The 18,869-nt window shown below is 40.6% G+C and carries 19 protein-coding genes; 12 read left to right on the top strand and 7 right to left on the bottom strand.

The window, feature by feature from the left end; genetic code table 11:
* Positions 1-5: 5 nt before the first annotated feature.
* Both recD and LY624_RS09705 read left to right on the top strand, forming a co-directional pair.
* Complete coding sequence (recD, locus tag LY624_RS09710) at positions 6-2,042, top strand: exodeoxyribonuclease V subunit alpha (protein WP_341804400.1); 2,037 nt, start codon at positions 6-8, stop codon at positions 2,040-2,042.
* Positions 2,029-2,484: a GNAT family N-acetyltransferase gene (locus LY624_RS09705; RefSeq protein ID WP_341802870.1), complete on the top strand. Its 456-nt coding sequence runs from the start codon at positions 2,029-2,031 to the stop codon at positions 2,482-2,484. Before recD ends, LY624_RS09705 begins: the two co-directional genes overlap by 14 nt.
* Here LY624_RS09705 and LY624_RS09700 read toward each other — a convergent pair.
* Both LY624_RS09700 and LY624_RS09695 read right to left on the bottom strand, forming a co-directional pair.
* The gene (locus LY624_RS09700) at positions 2,481-3,110 is read right to left on the bottom strand and encodes a trimeric intracellular cation channel family protein (protein ID WP_062569289.1); all 630 of its coding nucleotides are present in this window, start codon (positions 3,108-3,110) and stop codon (positions 2,481-2,483) included. The genes LY624_RS09705 and LY624_RS09700 overlap by 4 nt on opposite strands.
* Before the next feature lie 113 nt (positions 3,111-3,223).
* Positions 3,224-4,513, bottom strand: coding sequence for an amidohydrolase (locus LY624_RS09695; protein WP_130150072.1), 1,290 nt, complete (start codon positions 4,511-4,513; stop codon positions 3,224-3,226).
* A 50-nt stretch (positions 4,514-4,563) separates the two neighbouring features.
* Here LY624_RS09695 and LY624_RS09690 point away from each other — a divergent pair, with 50 nt between their 5' ends.
* The 6 genes from LY624_RS09690 (at position 4,564) to LY624_RS09665 (ending at position 10,592) form a co-directional block, all read left to right on the top strand.
* Positions 4,564-5,226 carry a Crp/Fnr family transcriptional regulator gene (locus tag LY624_RS09690; protein ID WP_130150071.1) on the top strand — a complete coding sequence of 221 codons (663 nt, stop codon included), beginning with the start codon at positions 4,564-4,566 and terminating at the stop codon, positions 5,224-5,226.
* Between the two features lie 54 nt (positions 5,227-5,280).
* Entirely contained in the window at positions 5,281-5,685 is a 405-nt protein-coding gene (locus LY624_RS09685) for a hypothetical protein (protein WP_237118406.1), read from the top strand.
* Between the two features lie 103 nt (positions 5,686-5,788).
* Positions 5,789-6,292: an Mpo1 family 2-hydroxy fatty acid dioxygenase gene (locus LY624_RS09680; RefSeq protein ID WP_130150069.1), complete on the top strand. Its 504-nt coding sequence runs from the start codon at positions 5,789-5,791 to the stop codon at positions 6,290-6,292.
* A 21-nt stretch (positions 6,293-6,313) separates the two neighbouring features.
* Positions 6,314-7,102: an SDR family oxidoreductase gene (locus LY624_RS09675; RefSeq protein WP_130150068.1), complete on the top strand. Its 789-nt coding sequence runs from the start codon at positions 6,314-6,316 to the stop codon at positions 7,100-7,102.
* Positions 7,103-7,286: 184 nt separating this feature from the next.
* A complete protein-coding gene (locus tag LY624_RS09670; protein WP_062569283.1) occupies positions 7,287-8,282 on the top strand; it encodes a branched-chain amino acid aminotransferase in 996 nt (331 codons plus the stop codon).
* Positions 8,283-8,438: 156 nt separating this feature from the next.
* Complete coding sequence (locus tag LY624_RS09665) at positions 8,439-10,592, top strand: prolyl oligopeptidase family serine peptidase (protein WP_130150067.1); 2,154 nt, start codon at positions 8,439-8,441, stop codon at positions 10,590-10,592.
* Positions 10,593-10,660: 68 nt separating this feature from the next.
* On the opposite strand, the gene LY624_RS09660 is transcribed toward LY624_RS09665, so the two are convergent.
* Both LY624_RS09660 and LY624_RS09655 read right to left on the bottom strand, forming a co-directional pair.
* On the bottom strand, positions 10,661-11,752 hold the full coding sequence (locus LY624_RS09660; RefSeq protein ID WP_341802868.1) for a DUF481 domain-containing protein: 1,092 nt from the start codon (positions 11,750-11,752) through the stop codon (positions 10,661-10,663).
* 95 nt (positions 11,753-11,847) lie between these two features.
* Positions 11,848-13,143, bottom strand: a complete 1,296-nt coding sequence (locus LY624_RS09655) for an anti-phage deoxyguanosine triphosphatase (protein ID WP_130150065.1) — start codon at positions 13,141-13,143, stop codon at positions 11,848-11,850.
* A gap of 212 nt (positions 13,144-13,355) precedes the next feature.
* On the opposite strand from LY624_RS09655, the gene LY624_RS09650 reads away from it, so the two are divergent.
* The 4 genes from LY624_RS09650 to LY624_RS09635 all read left to right on the top strand — a co-directional run bounded on the left by LY624_RS09650 (position 13,356) and on the right by LY624_RS09635 (position 16,000).
* Positions 13,356-14,174, top strand: coding sequence for a glucosaminidase domain-containing protein (locus tag LY624_RS09650; protein ID WP_130150064.1), 819 nt, complete (start codon positions 13,356-13,358; stop codon positions 14,172-14,174).
* Positions 14,167-14,835, top strand: a complete 669-nt coding sequence (locus LY624_RS09645) for a DUF2987 domain-containing protein (RefSeq protein WP_130150063.1) — start codon at positions 14,167-14,169, stop codon at positions 14,833-14,835. The genes LY624_RS09650 and LY624_RS09645 overlap by 8 nt, the downstream gene beginning before the upstream one ends.
* Positions 14,836-15,018: 183 nt before the next feature.
* Complete coding sequence (locus LY624_RS09640) at positions 15,019-15,378, top strand: MerR family transcriptional regulator (RefSeq protein ID WP_130150062.1); 360 nt, start codon at positions 15,019-15,021, stop codon at positions 15,376-15,378.
* Positions 15,379-15,424: 46 nt separating this feature from the next.
* On the top strand, positions 15,425-16,000 hold the full coding sequence (locus tag LY624_RS09635) for an NAD(P)H-dependent oxidoreductase (RefSeq protein ID WP_130150061.1): 576 nt from the start codon (positions 15,425-15,427) through the stop codon (positions 15,998-16,000).
* Between the two features lie 71 nt (positions 16,001-16,071).
* Here LY624_RS09635 and ttcA read toward each other — a convergent pair whose 3' ends face one another.
* From ttcA to LY624_RS09620, 3 genes are all read right to left on the bottom strand, one after another.
* Positions 16,072-16,977: a tRNA 2-thiocytidine(32) synthetase TtcA gene (gene ttcA / locus LY624_RS09630; protein WP_130150060.1), complete on the bottom strand. Its 906-nt coding sequence runs from the start codon at positions 16,975-16,977 to the stop codon at positions 16,072-16,074.
* 95 nt (positions 16,978-17,072) lie between these two features.
* Complete coding sequence (uspE, locus tag LY624_RS09625) at positions 17,073-17,996, bottom strand: universal stress protein UspE (protein ID WP_130150059.1); 924 nt, start codon at positions 17,994-17,996, stop codon at positions 17,073-17,075.
* Between the two features lie 101 nt (positions 17,997-18,097).
* Positions 18,098-18,832: an FNR family transcription factor gene (locus tag LY624_RS09620; RefSeq protein WP_062569274.1), complete on the bottom strand. Its 735-nt coding sequence runs from the start codon at positions 18,830-18,832 to the stop codon at positions 18,098-18,100.
* Positions 18,833-18,869: the final 37 nt, after the last annotated feature.

Here is an 18,869-nt window from a genome sequence, read left to right as displayed (position 1 = left end):
AGCCAATGAATAAGCAGCCAGAACAACCAGCACAACATGCCCAAAGTGATTCAGTGTTGCCTGCCACAGAGATTAAAACGCAGCCATTACTGAGTTATTTACTTGAGGCAAAACGTATTCGCTTAGTTGATGTGAAACTCGCCGAGCTATTGACTGGTACAGAAACAATAACCGGTTCACAAACACTGATAGAGAATAACAAAGCAGCGCACAGTGAGGTTTTTTACCTGATTTTATTGCTTGCGGCAGCGCAGCAAAGTCAGCACAGCTGCTTGGAGCTCGTGAATATAAACTGGCAAAATCCGTTTGAAATTAAACAGCAAAGCTTAGCTGATGCCAGCATCGCAGCCCCTGCGGTTTTAACCCCGTTTACGACAGAATTTGGCCTTTCTGATGCCGTTAAGAAACTAATGAATGCTGAGTGTGTAGGGAACGATAAGCCACTGCTATTGTTTGCGAATAAACTTTATTTTGCTCGATTGGCAGAGTACGAAACCACACTGGCTTCGCGTTTACATCATTTGGCAACGAAAGAACTCACCCTTGATGAAGCCGCATTAACAGCACTACTTGAGGTGTATTTTCCTAGCAGTGAACATACACCCAACCCAAGCGATCCTATTAAAACATTAAACTGGCAAAAAGTAGCCTGTGCAATTGCTGCAACAAAAGGCTTTAGTGTGATCACTGGCGGCCCGGGTACCGGTAAAACCACCACGGTAACTAAGCTACTAGCCATATTACAATCTTTATATGCCAGTGCACCGCTAACAATAAAACTGGTTGCACCGACAGGCAAAGCAGCAGCTCGTTTAACCGAGTCGATTTTAGGGGCAAAGCAAAAGCTCAGTATGATCCCTGATAATATCGCGCCACTTATACCTGACAGTGCGCAAACGATTCACCGTTTACTGGGCGTTATTCCGCATACCAATAAGTTTCGCCATAACAAGCGTAACCCGCTGCATTTAGATGTACTGATCATTGATGAAGCATCGATGGTTGATTTATCGCTTATGGCAAAACTCATTGAGGCACTACCGAGCCATGCAAGGCTTATTTTACTGGGTGATAAAGACCAATTAGCCTCGGTTGATACGGGCAGTATTCTTAGCGACCTATGCCAAGGGTTAGAGCTTGACAAAACGCCTGATTACAGCAGTGAGAGAGCAGCGCAGCTTAATCGCGTTTGTTTTAATAATCAGAGCGAGATACCCGCGGCCAGCAGTCATTTTGTACTTAACGATTGTATTGCGTTTTTACAGCAAAGTTATCGTTTTGATGGTAGCAGCGGCATTGGTCAATTAGCACAAGCTGTAAATACCAATAACAGTGGCTTACTGGGCTATGTTGAGCAAACGATTAATCAAGGTGGCTTTAAAGACCTTAAACTTAATTACAGCGTAATTAGTAAACCGATTGAGCAATTTGTGCAACAAGCGGCGTTGCAATATCACGATTATTTGCAGCTTATCCACCAAGGGGCAAGTGTTACCAGTGTGCATAAAGCATTTGCGCATTATCAGTTACTGGCTGCCGTCAGAGAGGGAGATTATGGTGTAAATAGCCTTAATCAGCGTATTGAAAAAGCACTGGCTCAACAAGGTTTAATTTCGCCATATCAAAGGCACTACGTGGGTATGCCAATTATGATCAGCCAAAACGACTACCAGCTAAAACTGTTTAATGGCGACATCGGTATTTTAATGCACGATGAGCAAGGTCAGTTAAAAGCCATGTTTGTTGATGAACAAGAAAATATTAGTGCCTTTTCGCCCGCACGTTTACCTGCTCACGACAAAGTGTATGCCATGACCATTCATAAGTCGCAAGGCTCTGAATTTGCTTACACTGCAATGATTTTACCACCAATAAAACAGGCTAATCAGGGCATTAACAGACAATTGGTTTACACGGGGATCACCCGCGCGAAAACCACATTTGAGCTGGTGGCCGATAAAAATGTATTGCTCATGGCAATGAATAAATCTGTTACTCGTGCATCAGGTTTATACGATAGGTTAAAACATGAGGCTCGTTAAAGTAACGAATGACCAACTCAACGAGTTAATGGGTTGGTTTAACACAGAGGCAGAACTGCGTATTTGGTCAGGGCCATTTTTTAATTACCCATTTGATACGCAAAGCTTTAAAAAAGATTTAAACCTAGATGAGTTGAATTCCTACGCGTTGGTTAATGACGAAGACTGCATGTTAGGGTTTGGTCAATACTATTTACGTGAAGGTCGTTGTCATTTAGGGCGGCTAGTTATCGCGCCAAGCGAGCGTGGTAAAGGTTTTGCAAAGCTGTTGATAAATCTATTAGGAGAGCAGGGCAAACAGCAATTGAACTGCGATAGCTTGTCGTTGTTTGTATACACCCACAATACCCTCGCTAAAACGGCCTATGAGAAACTGGAGTTTATTCAAACTCAGTACCCAGCTGACATGCCCCTCGATGGCTGTATTTATATGGCCTGCTAAGAGCGTTTAAAGCTGCTTTTACGAAATAGATTAGGTTGCCAGCCAAAATGAAGAGCGCCTAATCTTAAAAAAACGGTGACAACTAAACCACCAACAATACACCAGATATAGTCCACCTCTAAAGTAAATAATGCAGCATAAGTAAGCCCGCCAGATAGGCAAGCGGTTGAATAAAGCTCTTCCCCCATTACCAGTGGGACTTCTCGACAGATTACATCGCGCATCAATCCACCAAAAATACCTGTTGTCATACCCATGGTGATGGCAACAACCATATCAGCCCCTTCAATAAGTGCTTTTTCAATACCGATAATATTGAAAATTGCCATTCCTACAGCATCCATTAATAGCATGGTGGTGTTACTTAAATCGGGGAGGTGACGAATTGATAAAATAGACGCGAATATGGCTATGTAAGTTGCGTATAAATAATCTGGTTGGGCTATCCAAAATACCGGTTTGTTTAGCAATATGTCTCGAAGTGTCCCACCACCTATGGCTGTTACCGTGGCAACGACCACCACACCAAAACCACCGACACTTTTTTCATGACCTAGCAAGGTGCCAGAAATAGCAAAAAATGCCACCCCAATAATGCTTAAAAAGTGAAAGTATTCTGATGTCATGCGGCCTCCTTACCTGTTAATAAGTTAACCCTAGCAAAATGAACTTTATTGGCGCTGAACAGATAAGAAAGTAGGGCGGGTAATGATGTCACCCGCCGATATGGAAATGTTTATTATTTAAGGTAATCAACCACTAATTGCGTCATTGCATTTACGCCAAGCTGTAATGCTTTTTCGTCTGCAAAAAAGTGTGGTGAATGGTTACTTGGTGCTGTAACTGCATCTTGACCTTTTGGTGTGACACCTAAGAAAAAGAACATGCCTGGTGTTTCTAAAGCGTAGTAACTAAAGTCTTCTGCGCCTGTGATAAGTGGCGTTGTGATCAGGTTTTCTTTACCAACCACACCAGCAAGTGTTGGTGTCATTTTCTTGGTTAATTCAACATCGTTTACGGTTACTGGGTAACCATGATCAATGTGAACATGCGCTTGTGCGCCACCTGATTCAGCTACCATCTCAGCGGTTTTAGCTAAACGTTTTTTAATGTCAGCACGCATTTCTTGGTCAAAGGTACGAATTGTGCCGACCATTTCAACTTGATCTGGGATGATGTTGTTACGCACACCGCCATTAATGGCACCAAATGAAACCACCGAAGGTGCTTTGGTTACATCAACTTGGCGAGAAGCGATGGTTTGTGTTGCCATAATAATTTGTGATGACGCCACAATTGGGTCAACCCCATTCCAAGGGCGAGAGCCGTGAGTTTGGCGACCTTTTACTGTGATAGTAAATTTATCGGCGCTGGCCATTAGCGGCCCTTCACGAAAACCAATTTGTCCGGTATTTAGCGAGCTGGTTACGTGTAAACCAAATACGGCTTCTGGCTTTTCTTTGAATAAGCCTTCTTTAAGCATAAGCTCCGCACCGCCTTCTTCACCATCTGGTGCACCTTCTTCAGCAGGTTGGAAAATAAACAGAATATCTCCCGCGAGCTCTTCTTTTATTTTGACTAAAGACTCAGCGGCCGCCATTAAAATAGCCACATGATTATCATGACCACAGGCATGCATTACGCCAACGGTATTGCCTTTGTACTCAGTTGTTTGGGTTGACGCGAAGGGTAAGTCTACTTGCTCTTTAACGGGCAATGCATCCATATCAGCGCGCAGCGCAATAAGCGGACCTTTTTTGCCCCCTTTCAGTTTGGCAACCACACCGGTATGAGCCACACCTGTTTGAACCTCAAGGCCTAAAGAACGTAAATGCTTCGCTACATATTTGGCTGTTTCAAACTCACGGTTACTAAGCTCTGGATATTGGTGTAAATGACGGCGCCATTTAATGACTTTTTCACTGACGCTTTTATTTGCAGATTTAAGCTCAGTATTAATATCACTAGCTAATGCAGGGGTCGAAATCGCACTGAGTAGTAGGCTGGTCGAAAGTAATTTGTTTAACATCCCGTATCCTTTTATTATTAATTTATTAAACCAATGTAAAGTATAAAGCTTTGAATGAACAGGAACAGGCGCTAATAAATCAAGATAATTGGTTTGGGCAGCGCACACAGAACTTTAAAGATAGCCTACTTAAAAATGCTAAATTAATCACCTTAAATGCAGGTGATGCATTGTTTTTGCGTGGCGATGAAAATACCGGTCTGTATTGTGTTATTAATGGCGTGCTTAGAGTTTCTGGGGTTAATAGCCAAGGCAAAGAAGCGGTGCTCAGTTTTGTAAGCAGTGCTATGTGGTTTGGTGAGGTTGCTTTGTTTGATGGGGGTAGACGCACTCACGATGTGTATGCGCAAACTGCGGTACGGCTTTTACACGTTCCTGAGCGGGCATTAAGCCAGTTATTGCAAGAGCATCCCGCTTATTGGCATGATTTTGGGCTGCTGCTTACCAATAAAGTGCGCAACTTGTTTGACTCATTAGAAGATCACGCACTCCTCACGGCAAAGCAAAAGGTGAGTAAGCGGTTGTATATGCTTTATCAGTCATCAATGCAAAACTCTTTGCCGCTGACCCAGCAACAACTTGCCGATATGACCTATTTAACACGGCAAACCATTAATCAAATTTTAAAATCTCTGCAAGCTGATTCAATTATTAATCTTAAATATCAATCGATTGAAATAATTAATATAGATAAATTGCAATCACAGTGCTGATTTGGAACTAAAATTGCTACAAAGCAGCAATCAAGCTTAAATGGAAGACAACTTGTGGCAATTACATTTCATAATCAGTACAACCCTTATCATTACTCTGGCACTAAAAATAGTGAGACGTCGCTCACTTCATCACAAGCAAAACCCATGGCTCAATCTTCTTCAGATGCACAACAGTTGTTAAGAAAACATACAGAGCCAAGCTCATTTTTGGACACAGCAAAGGAAGCGCTTGTTTATCAGCGTTTAGGTGTGGACAAAGAGAAAATTGATGAAATTAAAGCGCAAATAGAAAAACTTGCTGAACAAATGCAACAACAAGGCGCAGATATGAAAGCCCTGCAAGAAAAAATGGAAGAGTTACAATCTATGCTAGAAGAAGAGTATCAAAAAGGACGCGATCGAATGGACATGCAACCAGACGCTGAAAAGGGCAAGGTTATCGATGCACTGGTTTGATGTGTAAGTTAATGCCGGTTCGTCAAATGTCGGCTAGTTGACATTCTTTGCGGTGAATTATCTGCTAATCTGAACTTTGAACACAGTTTTGGCAGGAAAAATAATGAAAACATTAAAACAACAATTAACAAATTACGCCCTCTACCACCGCTCAAAACGCAATATTTACACTCACTTTATTGGTATCCCATTAATTGTGTTTGCAATTATTTGTTTATTGCAACGCGTCACGCTTACCTCTGAACCTGCTGTTATCTCCTTGGCAACCGTGGTGATTGCACTCACTTGTCTTTATTACTTATTACTTAGCTTATCTATGGGGTTAATTATGGCTGTATGCTTGAGTTTGTTGAGCATTGCTGCTGATCCTGTGGTGTCGCTTTCAACAGAGTTATGGCTAGCTGTGAGTATTGGTAGTTTCGTTGTTGGTTGGGTATTTCAGTTTATTGGTCACTATTTTGAAGGTAAAAAGCCAGCCTTTGTTGATGATTTAATTGGTTTGGTAATAGGGCCTTTATTTGTATTAGCAGAGTTCTTGATTATGCTTGGTTTTTATAAAGATATTGCTGATCATATCGAACAACATGCAGGGCCTAACAAAGCATAACAACAATAGTAAGGAACACACATGCAATTAAATGGTAAAACAGTTTGGGTAACAGGGGCATCTTCTGGAATTGGTGAGGCACTTTGTGAGCAACTGGCGGCAAAAGGTGCAACGCTAATACTGTCTGCCCGTAATGAGGAAAAACTCAACGCTCTTAATACAAGACTTGGCGGTAATCACCATGTGGTCGCCCTTGATTTGGCAAAGCCTGAAGCCTTACTTGAGGATATGCCTGCGGTGATTGAGCAAATTGGCCGCATTGATGTGCTTATCAATAACGGTGGGGTGTCGCAGCGTAGTTTATTTTTAGAAAATGAATTTACAGTTTATCGCCAACTAATGGAAGTGAATTACTTTGGTTTAATTGCCTTAACGAAAGCCGTTGTACCACAGATGGTGAAACAAGGTATGGGCATGGTGGTATCAATTAGCAGTGTGGCGGGTAAAGTCGGTTCAAAGTTCAGAACCGGTTATTCGGGTTCCAAATATGCGGTCGTGGGTTTTATGGATTGCTTAAGAGCAGAATTAGCCGATAAAAATGTGAATTGCCTGACTATTTGCCCAGGCTCAATTAAAACAGCCATTGCGCATAATTCGTTAGATGGCCAAGGTAAGCCGCAAAATAAGCCAGAGCAATCAATCGAAAATGGCATGGATGTCGCAAAAGCCGCTGCAAAAATGATTAAAGCCATTGAAGCCGAGAAAGATGAGGTTGTGATTGGTGAAGGAATAAGTGGTTTAGCACCGACCATTAAGCGTTTTTTCCCAAGCTTTTTTAATCGCCTCACAGCAAAAATGAATTATCGGTAATCCATTGTCATTTGCCAGTGAATAATTCTTAGTAAACAATGCGCAGCTTAGGTTGCGCATTTTTTGTACTAAACGGTCGAATTATTATCACTTTAATCGATAAAAGGCACTAGTTTGCTATGGTTAAACAGGGATGGATTAGCATACAATGGGGTAAAAGTAGTCCAAACAAGAGAGAACAACAATGGCCGCATTTGGTACTGTATTTATGCCACAAATGATCCAAGCACGTTTTGCTGATAACTCATGGAGTGAAAGCGCGCTGGTCCCATCTGATAAAATCGAATTACATGCGGGTGCTCACGTATTACATTACTCAAGCACCTGTTTTGAAGGATTAAAAGCATTTCGTCATGAAGATGGCACGGTCTATATCTTTCGTATGGATGCTAACATCGCGCGTATGAAACAAAGCTCTAAGTTACTAAACTTACCTGACTTTGACGAAAGCATGCTTGAGCAAATGATTAAAGACATTGTAAAAGAGTATGCAGACGAAACACCGACCCCTCCGGGGTCTATGTATATTCGCCCTACGCACATTGGGACAGAAGCGGCGATTGGTAAAGCGGCTGCGCCGTCAATGAGTTCATTGCTTTATGTATTACTTTCGCCAGTGGGTGATTACTTTGCTGGTGGCGCAACGGCACTACGTGTATTACTTGAAGAAGATGGCATGCGCTGTGCGCCACATATGGGTATGGTGAAAAGTGGTGGTAACTACGCAAGTGCATTAGGTCCAATCTTACAGGCTCGCTCTGAGCACCAAGCAGACCAAATTTTATTCTGCCCAGGTGGCGATGTACAAGAAACCGGTGCTGCAAACTTCATTCTAATTGATGGGGATGAAATCATCACAAAAGCACTTGATAGCACATTCTTACACGGTGTAACGCGTAATAGTATTTTAACGATTGCGAAAGATTTAGGTATGACCGTATCTGAACGTAATTTTACTGTGTCTGAGTTGCTTGAAAGAGCCGCTAAACCAGGCACTGAAGCTGCATTATCGGGTACCGCTGCGGTACTGACGTCGGTTGGCACGCTTATTCATAATGACCAAGAGTTTAAAGTGGGTTCGGGCGAACCTGGCGAAAAAGTCGCAAAATTACGCCAGGCATTGAATGATATTCAATGGGGTAAATCAGCGGATAAACACGGCTGGTTAACAAAAGTATAATTGAGCAGTAAATATGGAAAGCCACGTAAATTGCGTGGCTTTTTTGTTTTTACATTGGTTTACAGCTCTACCCGTGTTTAGGCGCAAATTACTAGACATTAATGGGTATTAACTTTATTTTCATTTTGTTAATAATGACCAACAAGTAAACCTATTATGATCAAGAAAACGCTTGCATGTGCGATAGTTGTTGCACTGGCGGGGTGTGGTGAATCAACCCCAACAAACACAGAACAAACTGTAAAAACTGCAGAGGTTAAAGCTGCTGTGAATTATCCAGAAACTAAAAAAGGCAATGTTGTTGACGAATATTTCGGTGAGCAAGTAGCAGACCCATATCGTTGGTTAGAAGACGATATGAGCGACGAAACCGCACAATGGGTGAAAGCCGAAAATGACGTTACGTTTTCTTATCTAAAAAATATTCCTTATCGCGATGAGCTTAAAACCACGCTCGAAAAGCTGATGAACTACGAAAAAGTGACAGCGCCGTTTAAAGAGGGTGAGTACACCTACTTTTATAAAAACGATGGTCTACAAAATCAGTATGTGGTTTATCGTAAAAAAGGCGACTCAGAAGCTGAAGTGTTTTTAGATCCAAATACTTTTAGTAGCGACGGCACAACCTCAATGTCGGGCTTAACCTTCACAGAAGACGGTACGTTAGCAGCTTATCAAATCTCTGAAGGCGGCAGTGATTGGCGTAAAATTATCATTATTGATACAGCGACAAAACAGCCAATTGAAGAAGCATTAGTCGATGTGAAATTTAGTGGTATTGCTTGGCTTGGTAACGAAGGTTTCTATTACTCGAGCTACGATAAGCCAAAAGGAAGTGAGCTGTCTGCGAAAACAGATCAACATAAAGTTTATTATCACAAATTAGGCACAGCGCAAGCTGATGACCAATTAATTTATGGTGGCACAGAGGCACAAAAGCACCGTTATATTGGCGCAGAGGTAACTCGTGATAATCGTTATTTAATTATCGCTGCTAGTACTTCAACTTCAGGTAATAAATTGTTTATCAAAGATTTAACTCAGCCTGACAGCAAGCTAGTGACGATTTTAGATAACACAGACTCAGATACTTCTATAATTGATAATGACGGCTCGAAACTCTATTTAGTTACTAACTTAAACGCACCAAATATGCGTGTAGTGACAGTCGATGCCGCTGATCCAAGCCCTGAAAATTGGCAAGATTTAATCCCTGAAACTGACAATGTACTTAGTATTTCAAAAGGCGGTGACTACTTCTTTGCTAAGTATATGGTTGATGCGATTTCGCAAGTAAAACAATACGATAAATCAGGTAAACTGGTGCGCGATATCAGCCTACCAGGTGTGGGCACTGCATATGGCTTTAGTGGTAAGCACGATGCAGAAACTCTGTATTACTCATTCACAAATTACACCACGCCAGGTAATACCTATTCGTTTGATGTTGAATCAGGCAAGTCTGATGTGTATCGCAAGTCGGGCGCTAAGTTTAATAGCGAAGACTATATTTCTGAACAAGTATTCTATACATCAAAAGATGGCACTAAAGTGCCGATGATTATCTCATACAAAAAAGGCACGGAACTTAACGGTAAAAATCCAACTATTTTATATGGTTATGGTGGCTTTAACGTGAGCCTAACACCAAGCTACAGCCCTACGGTTGCGGCATGGCTTGAGCACGGTGGTGTGTATGCTGTTGCTAATATTCGTGGTGGTGGCGAGTACGGTAAAGCGTGGCATGTGAATGGTACACAGCTTAAAAAGCAAAATGTATTTGATGACTTTATTGCTGCTGCTGAGTACTTAAACGAAAAGCAATACAGCTCACCTGATTACTTAGCGGTACGTGGTGGTTCTAATGGTGGCTTATTAGTCGGTGCGGTTATGACACAGCGTCCTGAGCTATTTAAAGTTGCGCTTCCTGCTGTAGGTGTTTTAGATATGCTGCGTTACCACACCTTTACAGCGGGTGCTGGTTGGGCGTATGACTACGGTACTAGTGAGCAAAGTAAAGAAATGTTCGATTACTTAAAAGGCTACTCGCCTGTTCACAATGTTAAAGCGGGTGTAAGTTATCCTGCGACTTTAGTGACAACAGGGGATCATGATGACCGTGTGGTGCCTGCGCATTCATTTAAGTTTGCTGCTGAATTACAAGAAAAAGGTGCAAAACAAAACCCGTACCTGATTCGCATTGAGACAAATGCAGGGCATGGAGCGGGTACTCCTACTAGCAAGGTTATTGATATGTACGCTGATATTTATGGTTTTACACTTTATAATATGGGTGTAAAAAGCCTTTAGTAAACAGGTAATGTGGCTAAGCAATCACACCGAGCAATTGCTCGGTGTGATTGTTTGAGTTAAGACACTTACAAATCGATACCCAACGCGAATATCATTTTATAATCTTCTTTTTCTGGCACGAGTCCGTTTTCATCAGCAATTGGCTCAGCTAGATAGTCCCATACGAGTGACACATCAAAATCGATATCTTCGGTGATTTCAGTTTCAAAGCTAGCCATAGCATACTGAGAATCTCCGCCTGAATCGGCATCGGCGAATAAGTAACGATAGTTAAATGTAAAATCTATTTTTTTCGTTATTTCATGCTCAAAATTAGTGCCAAGAAAATACGACATGGATGAATTACTTTCGTCTTCATCAACCGCCACAGTATCAAATTGAGTTTTCTGAAATGCTGGACCTGTAGAAAAGTCCCACTCAGTTTTATCTGTATCCATGACATAATAACCAACACCCGCACCTATAGTGTATTTATTGGCAATATTTTGAAATGGGTCACGGTAATACTCAAAGAAAATAGGGCGAAAATACATTTTTTGTGTGTAAAACCAGTCGAATGTCCCATTGGCTCGGATGTTGTTTTTAGTGACTTCATTGTCATTGGTTGTGCGATAACCTAAAAACTCAGCGAGGAAACGACTCGAAGCAGTGCGGCGTTTTATATCAGCTTGCGCAGAGTATTCTGTTTGGTCAGTATTACCGCGTGATAAATTAGCGCCGAGCGATATTTTAACTGTCCATGCACTTAACTCACTGTCAATCGATGGAGCAATCGACACAAGATCGTTATAGCGGTATTTGGCAGGAGAATCACCAACACGTACATAACCACCTGAAATATTTAAACTACCGCTAAGTTCATGACCATCATTAAAACGTACCGTGTGGTGGCGTTCAGATATAATCATGTAGACATCTTCGCGGTCTATAATTTGTGTATCGAGTATGTCACTGTCAAACTCAAGTTCTTTGCCATACATTGATATGAGTTCACCCTTGAGCCACTCGCCTGAATTTAAGCGGATCCAATCAAACTTTGAGGCATCTTTAATAATAATCTCGCGTTCTTTAAGTAATGGGTCGGGAAGAGTGTCAGTGCTATAGCTCATTGGGGAGTGAGCTAGTATTGCACTAAGTAGTAAGTATCGTTGAAGCATTATTGCAATCCATGTTCATTTAATGCGTGAAAAATTTGTTATTTAGTTCTAATTACTTAAGACTAGACCAACTTTTAGGCACACACAAAAAATGATTAACTAACAGGAAGAAATAACCGTTGATAGGTCTTATATGCGTATTCATCACTCATTCCTGATAAATAATCACAAATAATGCGCATTGAGTTTTCTTGCTTATCATGAGCATTCAACCACATTTCTTGTGTTGTTTCGGGTAGCAAACGCATAGGATCACTGGCAAAAGCACTGAACAGCTCAATCAATAGATTTTGTCCTTTAAATTCAACTTGCTGCATTTTGGGTTCCCGAATTAAGCGTTTAAACACAAAATGCTTTAAAACATTGAGAATGGCTGCAAATTCATCAGGTAAGCTGACTGTGTATTGCAATATTTCAGATTCAAAATCAGCGTTTTGAACTACTAACTGAGCATTAATAATAAAGGTGTTAACCAGCTCTCCGATAGCATCTTTGCGCTCATACTCGTATTCTGAAAATAGCCGTTTGGTTATTGAACTTAAGTGCTCGTTTAACCAAGGTGAATTAAGGGCTTCTAATTGTAGTTGAGCGTGATTGAGCCAATCTGAAAGGGTAAGCACTTCTGTCGCTATGGCATCTTCGAGATCGTGCACGGCATAGGCAATGTCATCAGCCAACTCCATAATTGCAGCGTCGAGTGATTTATAATGGGTTCTAGCTCTAAATTCATCGGCTTGGTAATGACTAGACAAAAGCTTTTTATCATCGCCTGACAGAGGGGCGATTATCCAGTTAAATACATCTTGATCATCTTTATATAACCCTTTAGCAGGGCGCCAATGATCTGCTTTTATAAAGCTTCTTTTTTCACTTAAAGGTGGAACTGTATGCCATAAATCATCAATAAACGCTGGGTATTTGATAAACCCAAGTAAAGTGCGGCGTGTTAAGTTCATACCAAAACCATTACTATATGGTTCCAGTTTAGAGACGATTCTTAATGTTTGCGCATTGCCTTCAAATCCACCATTTTCACGCATCATAAAGTTAAGTGCTATTTCTCCACCATGTCCAAAAGGGGGATGGCCTATATCATGAGCTAAACACAGAGTTTCAAGTAAACTTGCACTGGGAAAATGTTTAAAATTAGCGTGTTGCGTTTTTAAATGTCTAAGTAGGCCACTGCCAATTTGCGCAACTTCAAGGGAATGTGTAAGGCGAGTTCGGTAAAAATCATTAAGGCCAATGCCCATTATTTGCGTTTTTGCCTGTAAACGCCTAAATGCGGCTGCGTGTATGATACGCGATCTGTCTACTTGCCACGCAGAACGGTTATCATTTGGGCGATATTTTTGTTGATCAATAATACGGGCTTGCCAATATTGGCACATAAAAAGAACCTTGTAATTACTCGCTCAGGTGCCTTTTAGTATACGCAAGCACTTGAAAAATGCGAGCTAATTACTTGAAGCTCTAAATAAATTGTAAGGCTATTAAGTAACCTTTTTAGTGAAATTCGCCAAAAAAAATACCCTTTGATATAATTCGCTTTTATGTGTGCGTGACGTTGCCGCACAGAGTTGTTGTTTACTTGAGAGAATACATGCTTAAATACCTTTTTCGAGGCTTACTTACCGCTTTCTTTACTTGGGCATTACTTTATCCATTTATAAATACAGACCATGTTGTTGAAGGCGTAGAACAATCAGACAGCACAAAAAAAGGAACACAACGTGTACAAAAAAAAGAGAAACCTTTACATAATGTAAAGCTGCCTGACTTTTCGAGCTTTACAGATGTAAAAGAAAAAAAGCATGCATTTTTTGATTTTATTCGTCCACACATTGAAGCTGAAAATAAAAAGATTTTACAGCAACGTGCAACGTTAGAAATTGCCCGCATGATGCTTGAGTTTAATGAGCCTTTATCTAACAAGCAAAAACAAGATATTAAAAAAATCTTAGCTAGCTACAAGTTATCTAACTCACTGGATGTTTTATCACTTACACGAGCATTACGGCGTGTAGATATCATACCAAAAGAACTTGCACTCATGCAGGCTGCAAATGAGTCAGCTTGGGGAACATCTCGCTTTGCAAGAATTGGCTTAAACTTTTTTGGCCAGTGGTGCTACAAAAAGGGCTGTGGCATGGTTCCTCGACGCCGTGCAAATGAAGCCGCACACGAAGTTACTGCATTTAAGTCTGTGCGTGCAGCAGTCAGTTCTTATTTTAAAAATATTAATACCCACGCAGCATATTCAGATTTGCGCTCAATTCGCGAAGACTTACGACGTCAGCAAAAACCTATTGAAGCGACGAAGCTAACACACGGGTTGATGTCATACTCTGAGCGTGGTGAAGCGTACATAGAAGAATTAAACACAATGATTAATCAAAACAGAGCATACTTTGATGAATAAAACGTTTTCATGGTTGAAAGTAATTGGCACTGTTGCGGCTTTAAGCTTTTCAAGCTTCAAGGTCGCGGCGAGTGAGTTTGTTGTAGCTTATGATGGCTTTTATGACCGCTTAAAAGTGGTCAATAAAGGTGAATTTCAATATGCACAAGTGAATTTCTATTTAACTGATATTGCTAGCAATGAAGTATGTACAATTAAATCAGGAAAAATCATAACTGAACAGCAGGAGTTTGATCTAACTTATACTGAGCAAGCGCAGCTTTTACTGCCTTTTGATAAACAGTTAGATACTGACAAAGCTGTGATTGTGGTACAGCCTATGAATCCTAAACATGATTGTCAGCTTAAGTTACAGATTGAGGCAACACAACTGGATGAGTTCGCATTAACAAAAGCGAACCTATTTGCTCTTGACCAAGAATTTGATGAACTACTCTCCGACCTTTCAGGTTTTTTTGTGAGCAAACTAATGTGGTTCCTGTTACCTGAACAAAAAGGCGTTGTGTTGAAGTTTGATAGCACAGATGCAATGTCGGCAGATGGAGTAAGCTGTAAAGAAAACCGCTGTTTTATTAATGTTACTGACGACTGGGAGGAGGATGAAACTCGTCTAAGTAATAATGGAGCGTTATTAAGTGCAACTCCTTGGATTGCGAAATAATATTTGGCAGTGCACATTTGCCAGCATAGTTAACTTTTCAAAAAAGGATCTTAACAGATCCTTTTTTATTGATTTTAAACCACTCTTTAAGTATTTAATATGGCAGTTGTTAATAGCTAACACGCTCAAATAAATACAATAAAGCGTGTTATATAAATTGATTTGATGAATAAGGAAGTTCGAATGTATATCAATGAGGCGTCAAAACTCACAGGGGCAACACAAAGAGCTATAAGACTCTATGAATCAGTCGGGCTACTAACTGTTTCTCGCCGAGGGAAGTATCGAGTTTATAGCCAAGAGAATATTCATCTAATCAAACTAATAAAAGAGGCTCAAACTCTGGGTGTTGCTTTGTCAGATATGGTTGCTTTAAAGGGAGAAAATGAGGATTTTGATTGGCAGGCAGTCAGCCATTACCTCATTCAAAAGCAAGCTCTAGTTGAAGAAAATATAAAGCAGCTTGAACTCCAAAGAGAGCGTATTAAAAATTACCGAATTTCAATTGATAAGTGTATTCAAGAACTTGACTCTCACCCTTAGGTGAGAGTTTACACTGTATCCTTACTGTAAATGGATATATAAGTGTATGAAAAGAATATTAGTAATTAATGCAAACCCTAAATCAACGAGCTTGTGTAAATCTTTAGCAGAGCAATATGCTGCTGTTGCCATAAAAAAACACGATGTGAAACAAGTTCATATCGGAGATTTGAATTTTGCAATAAATTTAGCAGAAGGCTACGATGAAGTGATTGAGTTAGAGCCTTGTTTAGCTGATCTGCAAAAGAAAATCCTTTGGGCCGAGCATATTGTGATAGTTAGCCCTGTTTGGTGGGGGACCATGCCTGCTAAGTTTAAAGGGGCGATTGACCGAGTTTTTTTACCAGGCTTTTCGTTTAAATATGTTGAGGGTAAATCAATACCGCAAAAGTTATTAAAAGGCCGTACATCAGAGTTGTTAGTAACCTTGGATACCCCCGTTTTTTGGTACAAATACATACAAGGGAATGTCATCTATAAAAACTTTAAACATTGTATTTTGGACTTTTCAGGAATTAAAAATAAAGCCACCACATACTTTGGGCCCGTTATAAACTCCAGTAGTGATAAAAGAAAAGCGTGGCTTAACAAAGCAGCTCAATTAGGAGCGAAAGTGAATTAGACGATTTGTGTTTTCTAAAATTAAAAAGGAGAGCGAATGGCTCTCCTTTTTAGCATAATGAATAGAGTTGCTTAGCTTAAGTTAATTGTTACTACGTTATTTTCCTGTTCTTGTTCAAGTGCAGGCTGTTTTGGGATATCAGGCTTATCTAGAGCGATATCACCGCCATCAATTACTTCACCGGTTTGAAGGTCTTTAAAGTTAAATAACGCATTGTCAGCTAGGTGTGACGGTACAACGTTTTGCATTGCTGTAAAAATACTTTCAATGCGGCCTGGGTGTTGTTTATTCCACTCTGCAAGCATTGCTTTAGTGTGTTTACGTTGTAAATTTTCTTGTGAACCACACAGGTTACAAGGAATGATAGGAAACGCCATACGGTCTGCATATTTTTCAATATCAGTTTCTTTACAATAAGCAAGTGGGCGAATAACCATGTGCTCGCCATTATCACTCATTAACTTAGCAGGCATACTCTTTAATTTACCGCCATAGAACATGTTTAAGAAAAGCGTTTCAATCATGTCATCACGATGATGCCCAAGGGCTATTTTGGTTGCACCCATCTCTTTTGCTGTACGATATAAAATACCACGACGAAGTCGCGAGCAAAGCGAGCAGGTTGTTTTACCTTCAGGAATAATATCGGTGACAATACTGTAGGTGTCTTCTTCAACTATTTTGTATTCAATACCAAGCTTGTCTAGGTATTCGGGTAACACATGCTCAGGAAAGCCTGGTTGCTTCTGATCAAGATTGACTGCAAATAAGTCAAACTTAATTGGCGCAACGCGTTGCAAATGTTGCAGCGTATCCAATAGAGTGTAGCTGTCTTTACCACCGGATAAACATACCATGATACGATCGCCTTCTTCGATCATGTTAAAGTCCATCACGGCTTGGCCGGTTAATCGACGTAAGCGTTTTTGTAACTTATTAAAGTTATATTGCGCTTTAGCTTCTACTGAGTGAGACACTACGCCCCCTTAAAAATACATGGGTAAAATAAAGGGGCGTATTATATTGGAAGCGCGGGAAAACAACAATTGTTAGTTACCCTTTGCACGGTTAATTATTTTGCAAGAGGACTAATGTAGCCATCAGGTTTAAGTGCTAATACATCGCAATCAAGGCTATCAATTACATGCTCAGCTGTGTTGCCAACGAGGGCGGCGCTCAAACCTGTGCGTCCTACCGTGCCAATAACAACTAATTCGCTGTTTAGCTTAGCGGCAACATCAGGAATAACATCTTCAGGTAAACCTTCTTCAATATGACAGTGTTCTTCACTAATTGAAAAGCTCTTTGCAAGCGCTAAGGTTGATTCAAAATGATGTTTCTTTACTGATTCGTTATAAACGCCTGGGTTGAACTCGGGGATTTCAATGGCAATGTTTACCGGCGTTGCTGGGTAAGCATTAACAAGATTGAGCTGCGCATTTGCGAGGTCACAAATAAAGCGGGCGTCATTTATAATACGTTTATTTAGCTCTAGATGTTGTTCATTTTCAGTTACGGCATTAACGGCAGCTAAAATATTGCCCTGAGCCGGCCACTCTTTTTCTTTAACGAGTAATACAGGGGCAGGGCACTTACGAATAAGATGCCAATCAGTGGGAGTGAAAATAACCGATTTTAGAGTGTCGTGTTCATGTGTGCCTTTGACGACAAGATCAAATCCATCATTAATAACAGTATTAATAATCGCTTCGTAAGGGCGATTATGCCAAACAACACACGACTCTATGCTAAGTTCAGGGTAGAGTGCAATTTGCTCATCTAACCAGACTTGCCTATCTTTGATAACAGCTTCGCGCATGGCTTCTCGCTCATCACTAGAAAGCATTGTGGTCATTTCATAAGAAAAATCATAGATACTGAGGAATGCGGTGATGGTGGCGCCAGATTTTTTGGCCAAATCAATTGAACGGCTTAAGCCATGTTGATGTTCTTTAGTTGGGTCTATAACTGCTAAGATTCGTTTAATTGCGTCCATGTGCTGCTCCTTAACTGTTCCGCAAAAAGTATACGTTGAGTGTAACCTATATTTAGAACAGTTAAAGGGGCAAGCCAGATAAAGTTGCGCTAAATCAAACTCTATTTACATTTGATAGCAGCAGTTGTAGCCAGCGCTTGTTGATCTAAAATTGTAATAAACTTGCCTTCAACCTTAATAAGCCCCGCTTTTTGGAAGCGACTAAGTAAGCGACTAATCGTTTCAACGGTTAAGCCTAAGTAATTACCGATTTCTCCGCGTGTCATGGTTAAACGAAATTCTTTGCGTGAAAAGCCGCGTTCGCCAAAACGTTCAGCAAGATTAAAAATAAAGCTGGCTAAACGTTCTTCGGCAGATTTTTTATTGAGTAGTAACAGCATTTCTTGATCATAGTTAATTTCGTTACTCATCAAGCGCATAATTTGCTGACGTAGTTTAGGGAGCTTACCTGCTAACTCATCAAGAGTATCAAATGGAATTTCACATACCATTGAAGTTTCAAGTGCTTGTGAGAAGCTTTGATGTGCCATTTTATTTATAGCATCAAAACCAACGAGATCACCGGCTAAGTGGAAGCCCGTTATTTGTTCGTCACCCTGCTCAGAGAGTGTATAGGATTTGAATGATCCTGAGCGTACCGCATAGATTGCATTAAGGCTTGCTCCAGACTCGAAAAGGTAATCGCCTTTATGGAGTGGCTTTTTACGTTCAATAATTTCATCAAGTCGATCCATCTCCTGACCATTGAGTGAAAATGGCAAACATAGCTGACTGATACTGCAATTATTGCAGCTAATCGTACATAAGCTTTTTGACTTGTTTTGAGAAAAGTCCATACATCCAATCCATTCAAATAAGTTAACAACACGAATA

The sequence above is a fragment of the Pseudoalteromonas sp. N1230-9 genome, from assembly GCF_032716425.1.
Classification (GTDB): domain Bacteria; phylum Pseudomonadota; class Gammaproteobacteria; order Enterobacterales; family Alteromonadaceae; genus Pseudoalteromonas.
Note: the sequence above shows the minus strand (reverse complement) of the source record. Positions and strands in the feature narration are given on the sequence as shown.

Bases quoted from the DNA above. Each gene is read 5' to 3' on its own strand.
- recD (WP_341804400.1), top strand. From the start codon at position 6: ATGAATAAGCAGCCAGAACAACCAGCACAACATGCCCAAAGTGATTCA.
- LY624_RS09705 (WP_341802870.1), top strand. From the start codon at position 2,029: ATGAGGCTCGTTAAAGTAACGAATGACCAACTCAACGAGTTAATGGGT.
- LY624_RS09700 (WP_062569289.1), bottom strand. From the start codon at position 3,110: ATGACATCAGAATACTTTCACTTTTTAAGCATTATTGGGGTGGCATTT.
- LY624_RS09695 (WP_130150072.1), bottom strand. From the start codon at position 4,513: ATGTTAAACAAATTACTTTCGACCAGCCTACTACTCAGTGCGATTTCG.
- LY624_RS09680 (WP_130150069.1), top strand. From the start codon at position 5,789: ATGAAAACATTAAAACAACAATTAACAAATTACGCCCTCTACCACCGC.
- LY624_RS09675 (WP_130150068.1), top strand. From the start codon at position 6,314: ATGCAATTAAATGGTAAAACAGTTTGGGTAACAGGGGCATCTTCTGGA.
- LY624_RS09670 (WP_062569283.1), top strand. From the start codon at position 7,287: ATGGCCGCATTTGGTACTGTATTTATGCCACAAATGATCCAAGCACGT.
- LY624_RS09665 (WP_130150067.1), top strand. From the start codon at position 8,439: ATGATCAAGAAAACGCTTGCATGTGCGATAGTTGTTGCACTGGCGGGG.
- LY624_RS09660 (WP_341802868.1), bottom strand. From the start codon at position 11,752: ATGCTTCAACGATACTTACTACTTAGTGCAATACTAGCTCACTCCCCA.
- LY624_RS09655 (WP_130150065.1), bottom strand. From the start codon at position 13,143: ATGTGCCAATATTGGCAAGCCCGTATTATTGATCAACAAAAATATCGC.
- LY624_RS09650 (WP_130150064.1), top strand. From the start codon at position 13,356: ATGCTTAAATACCTTTTTCGAGGCTTACTTACCGCTTTCTTTACTTGG.
- LY624_RS09645 (WP_130150063.1), top strand. From the start codon at position 14,167: ATGAATAAAACGTTTTCATGGTTGAAAGTAATTGGCACTGTTGCGGCT.
- LY624_RS09640 (WP_130150062.1), top strand. From the start codon at position 15,019: ATGTATATCAATGAGGCGTCAAAACTCACAGGGGCAACACAAAGAGCT.
- LY624_RS09635 (WP_130150061.1), top strand. From the start codon at position 15,425: ATGAAAAGAATATTAGTAATTAATGCAAACCCTAAATCAACGAGCTTG.
- uspE (WP_130150059.1), bottom strand. From the start codon at position 17,996: ATGGACGCAATTAAACGAATCTTAGCAGTTATAGACCCAACTAAAGAA.
- LY624_RS09620 (WP_062569274.1), bottom strand. From the start codon at position 18,832: ATGGACTTTTCTCAAAACAAGTCAAAAAGCTTATGTACGATTAGCTGC.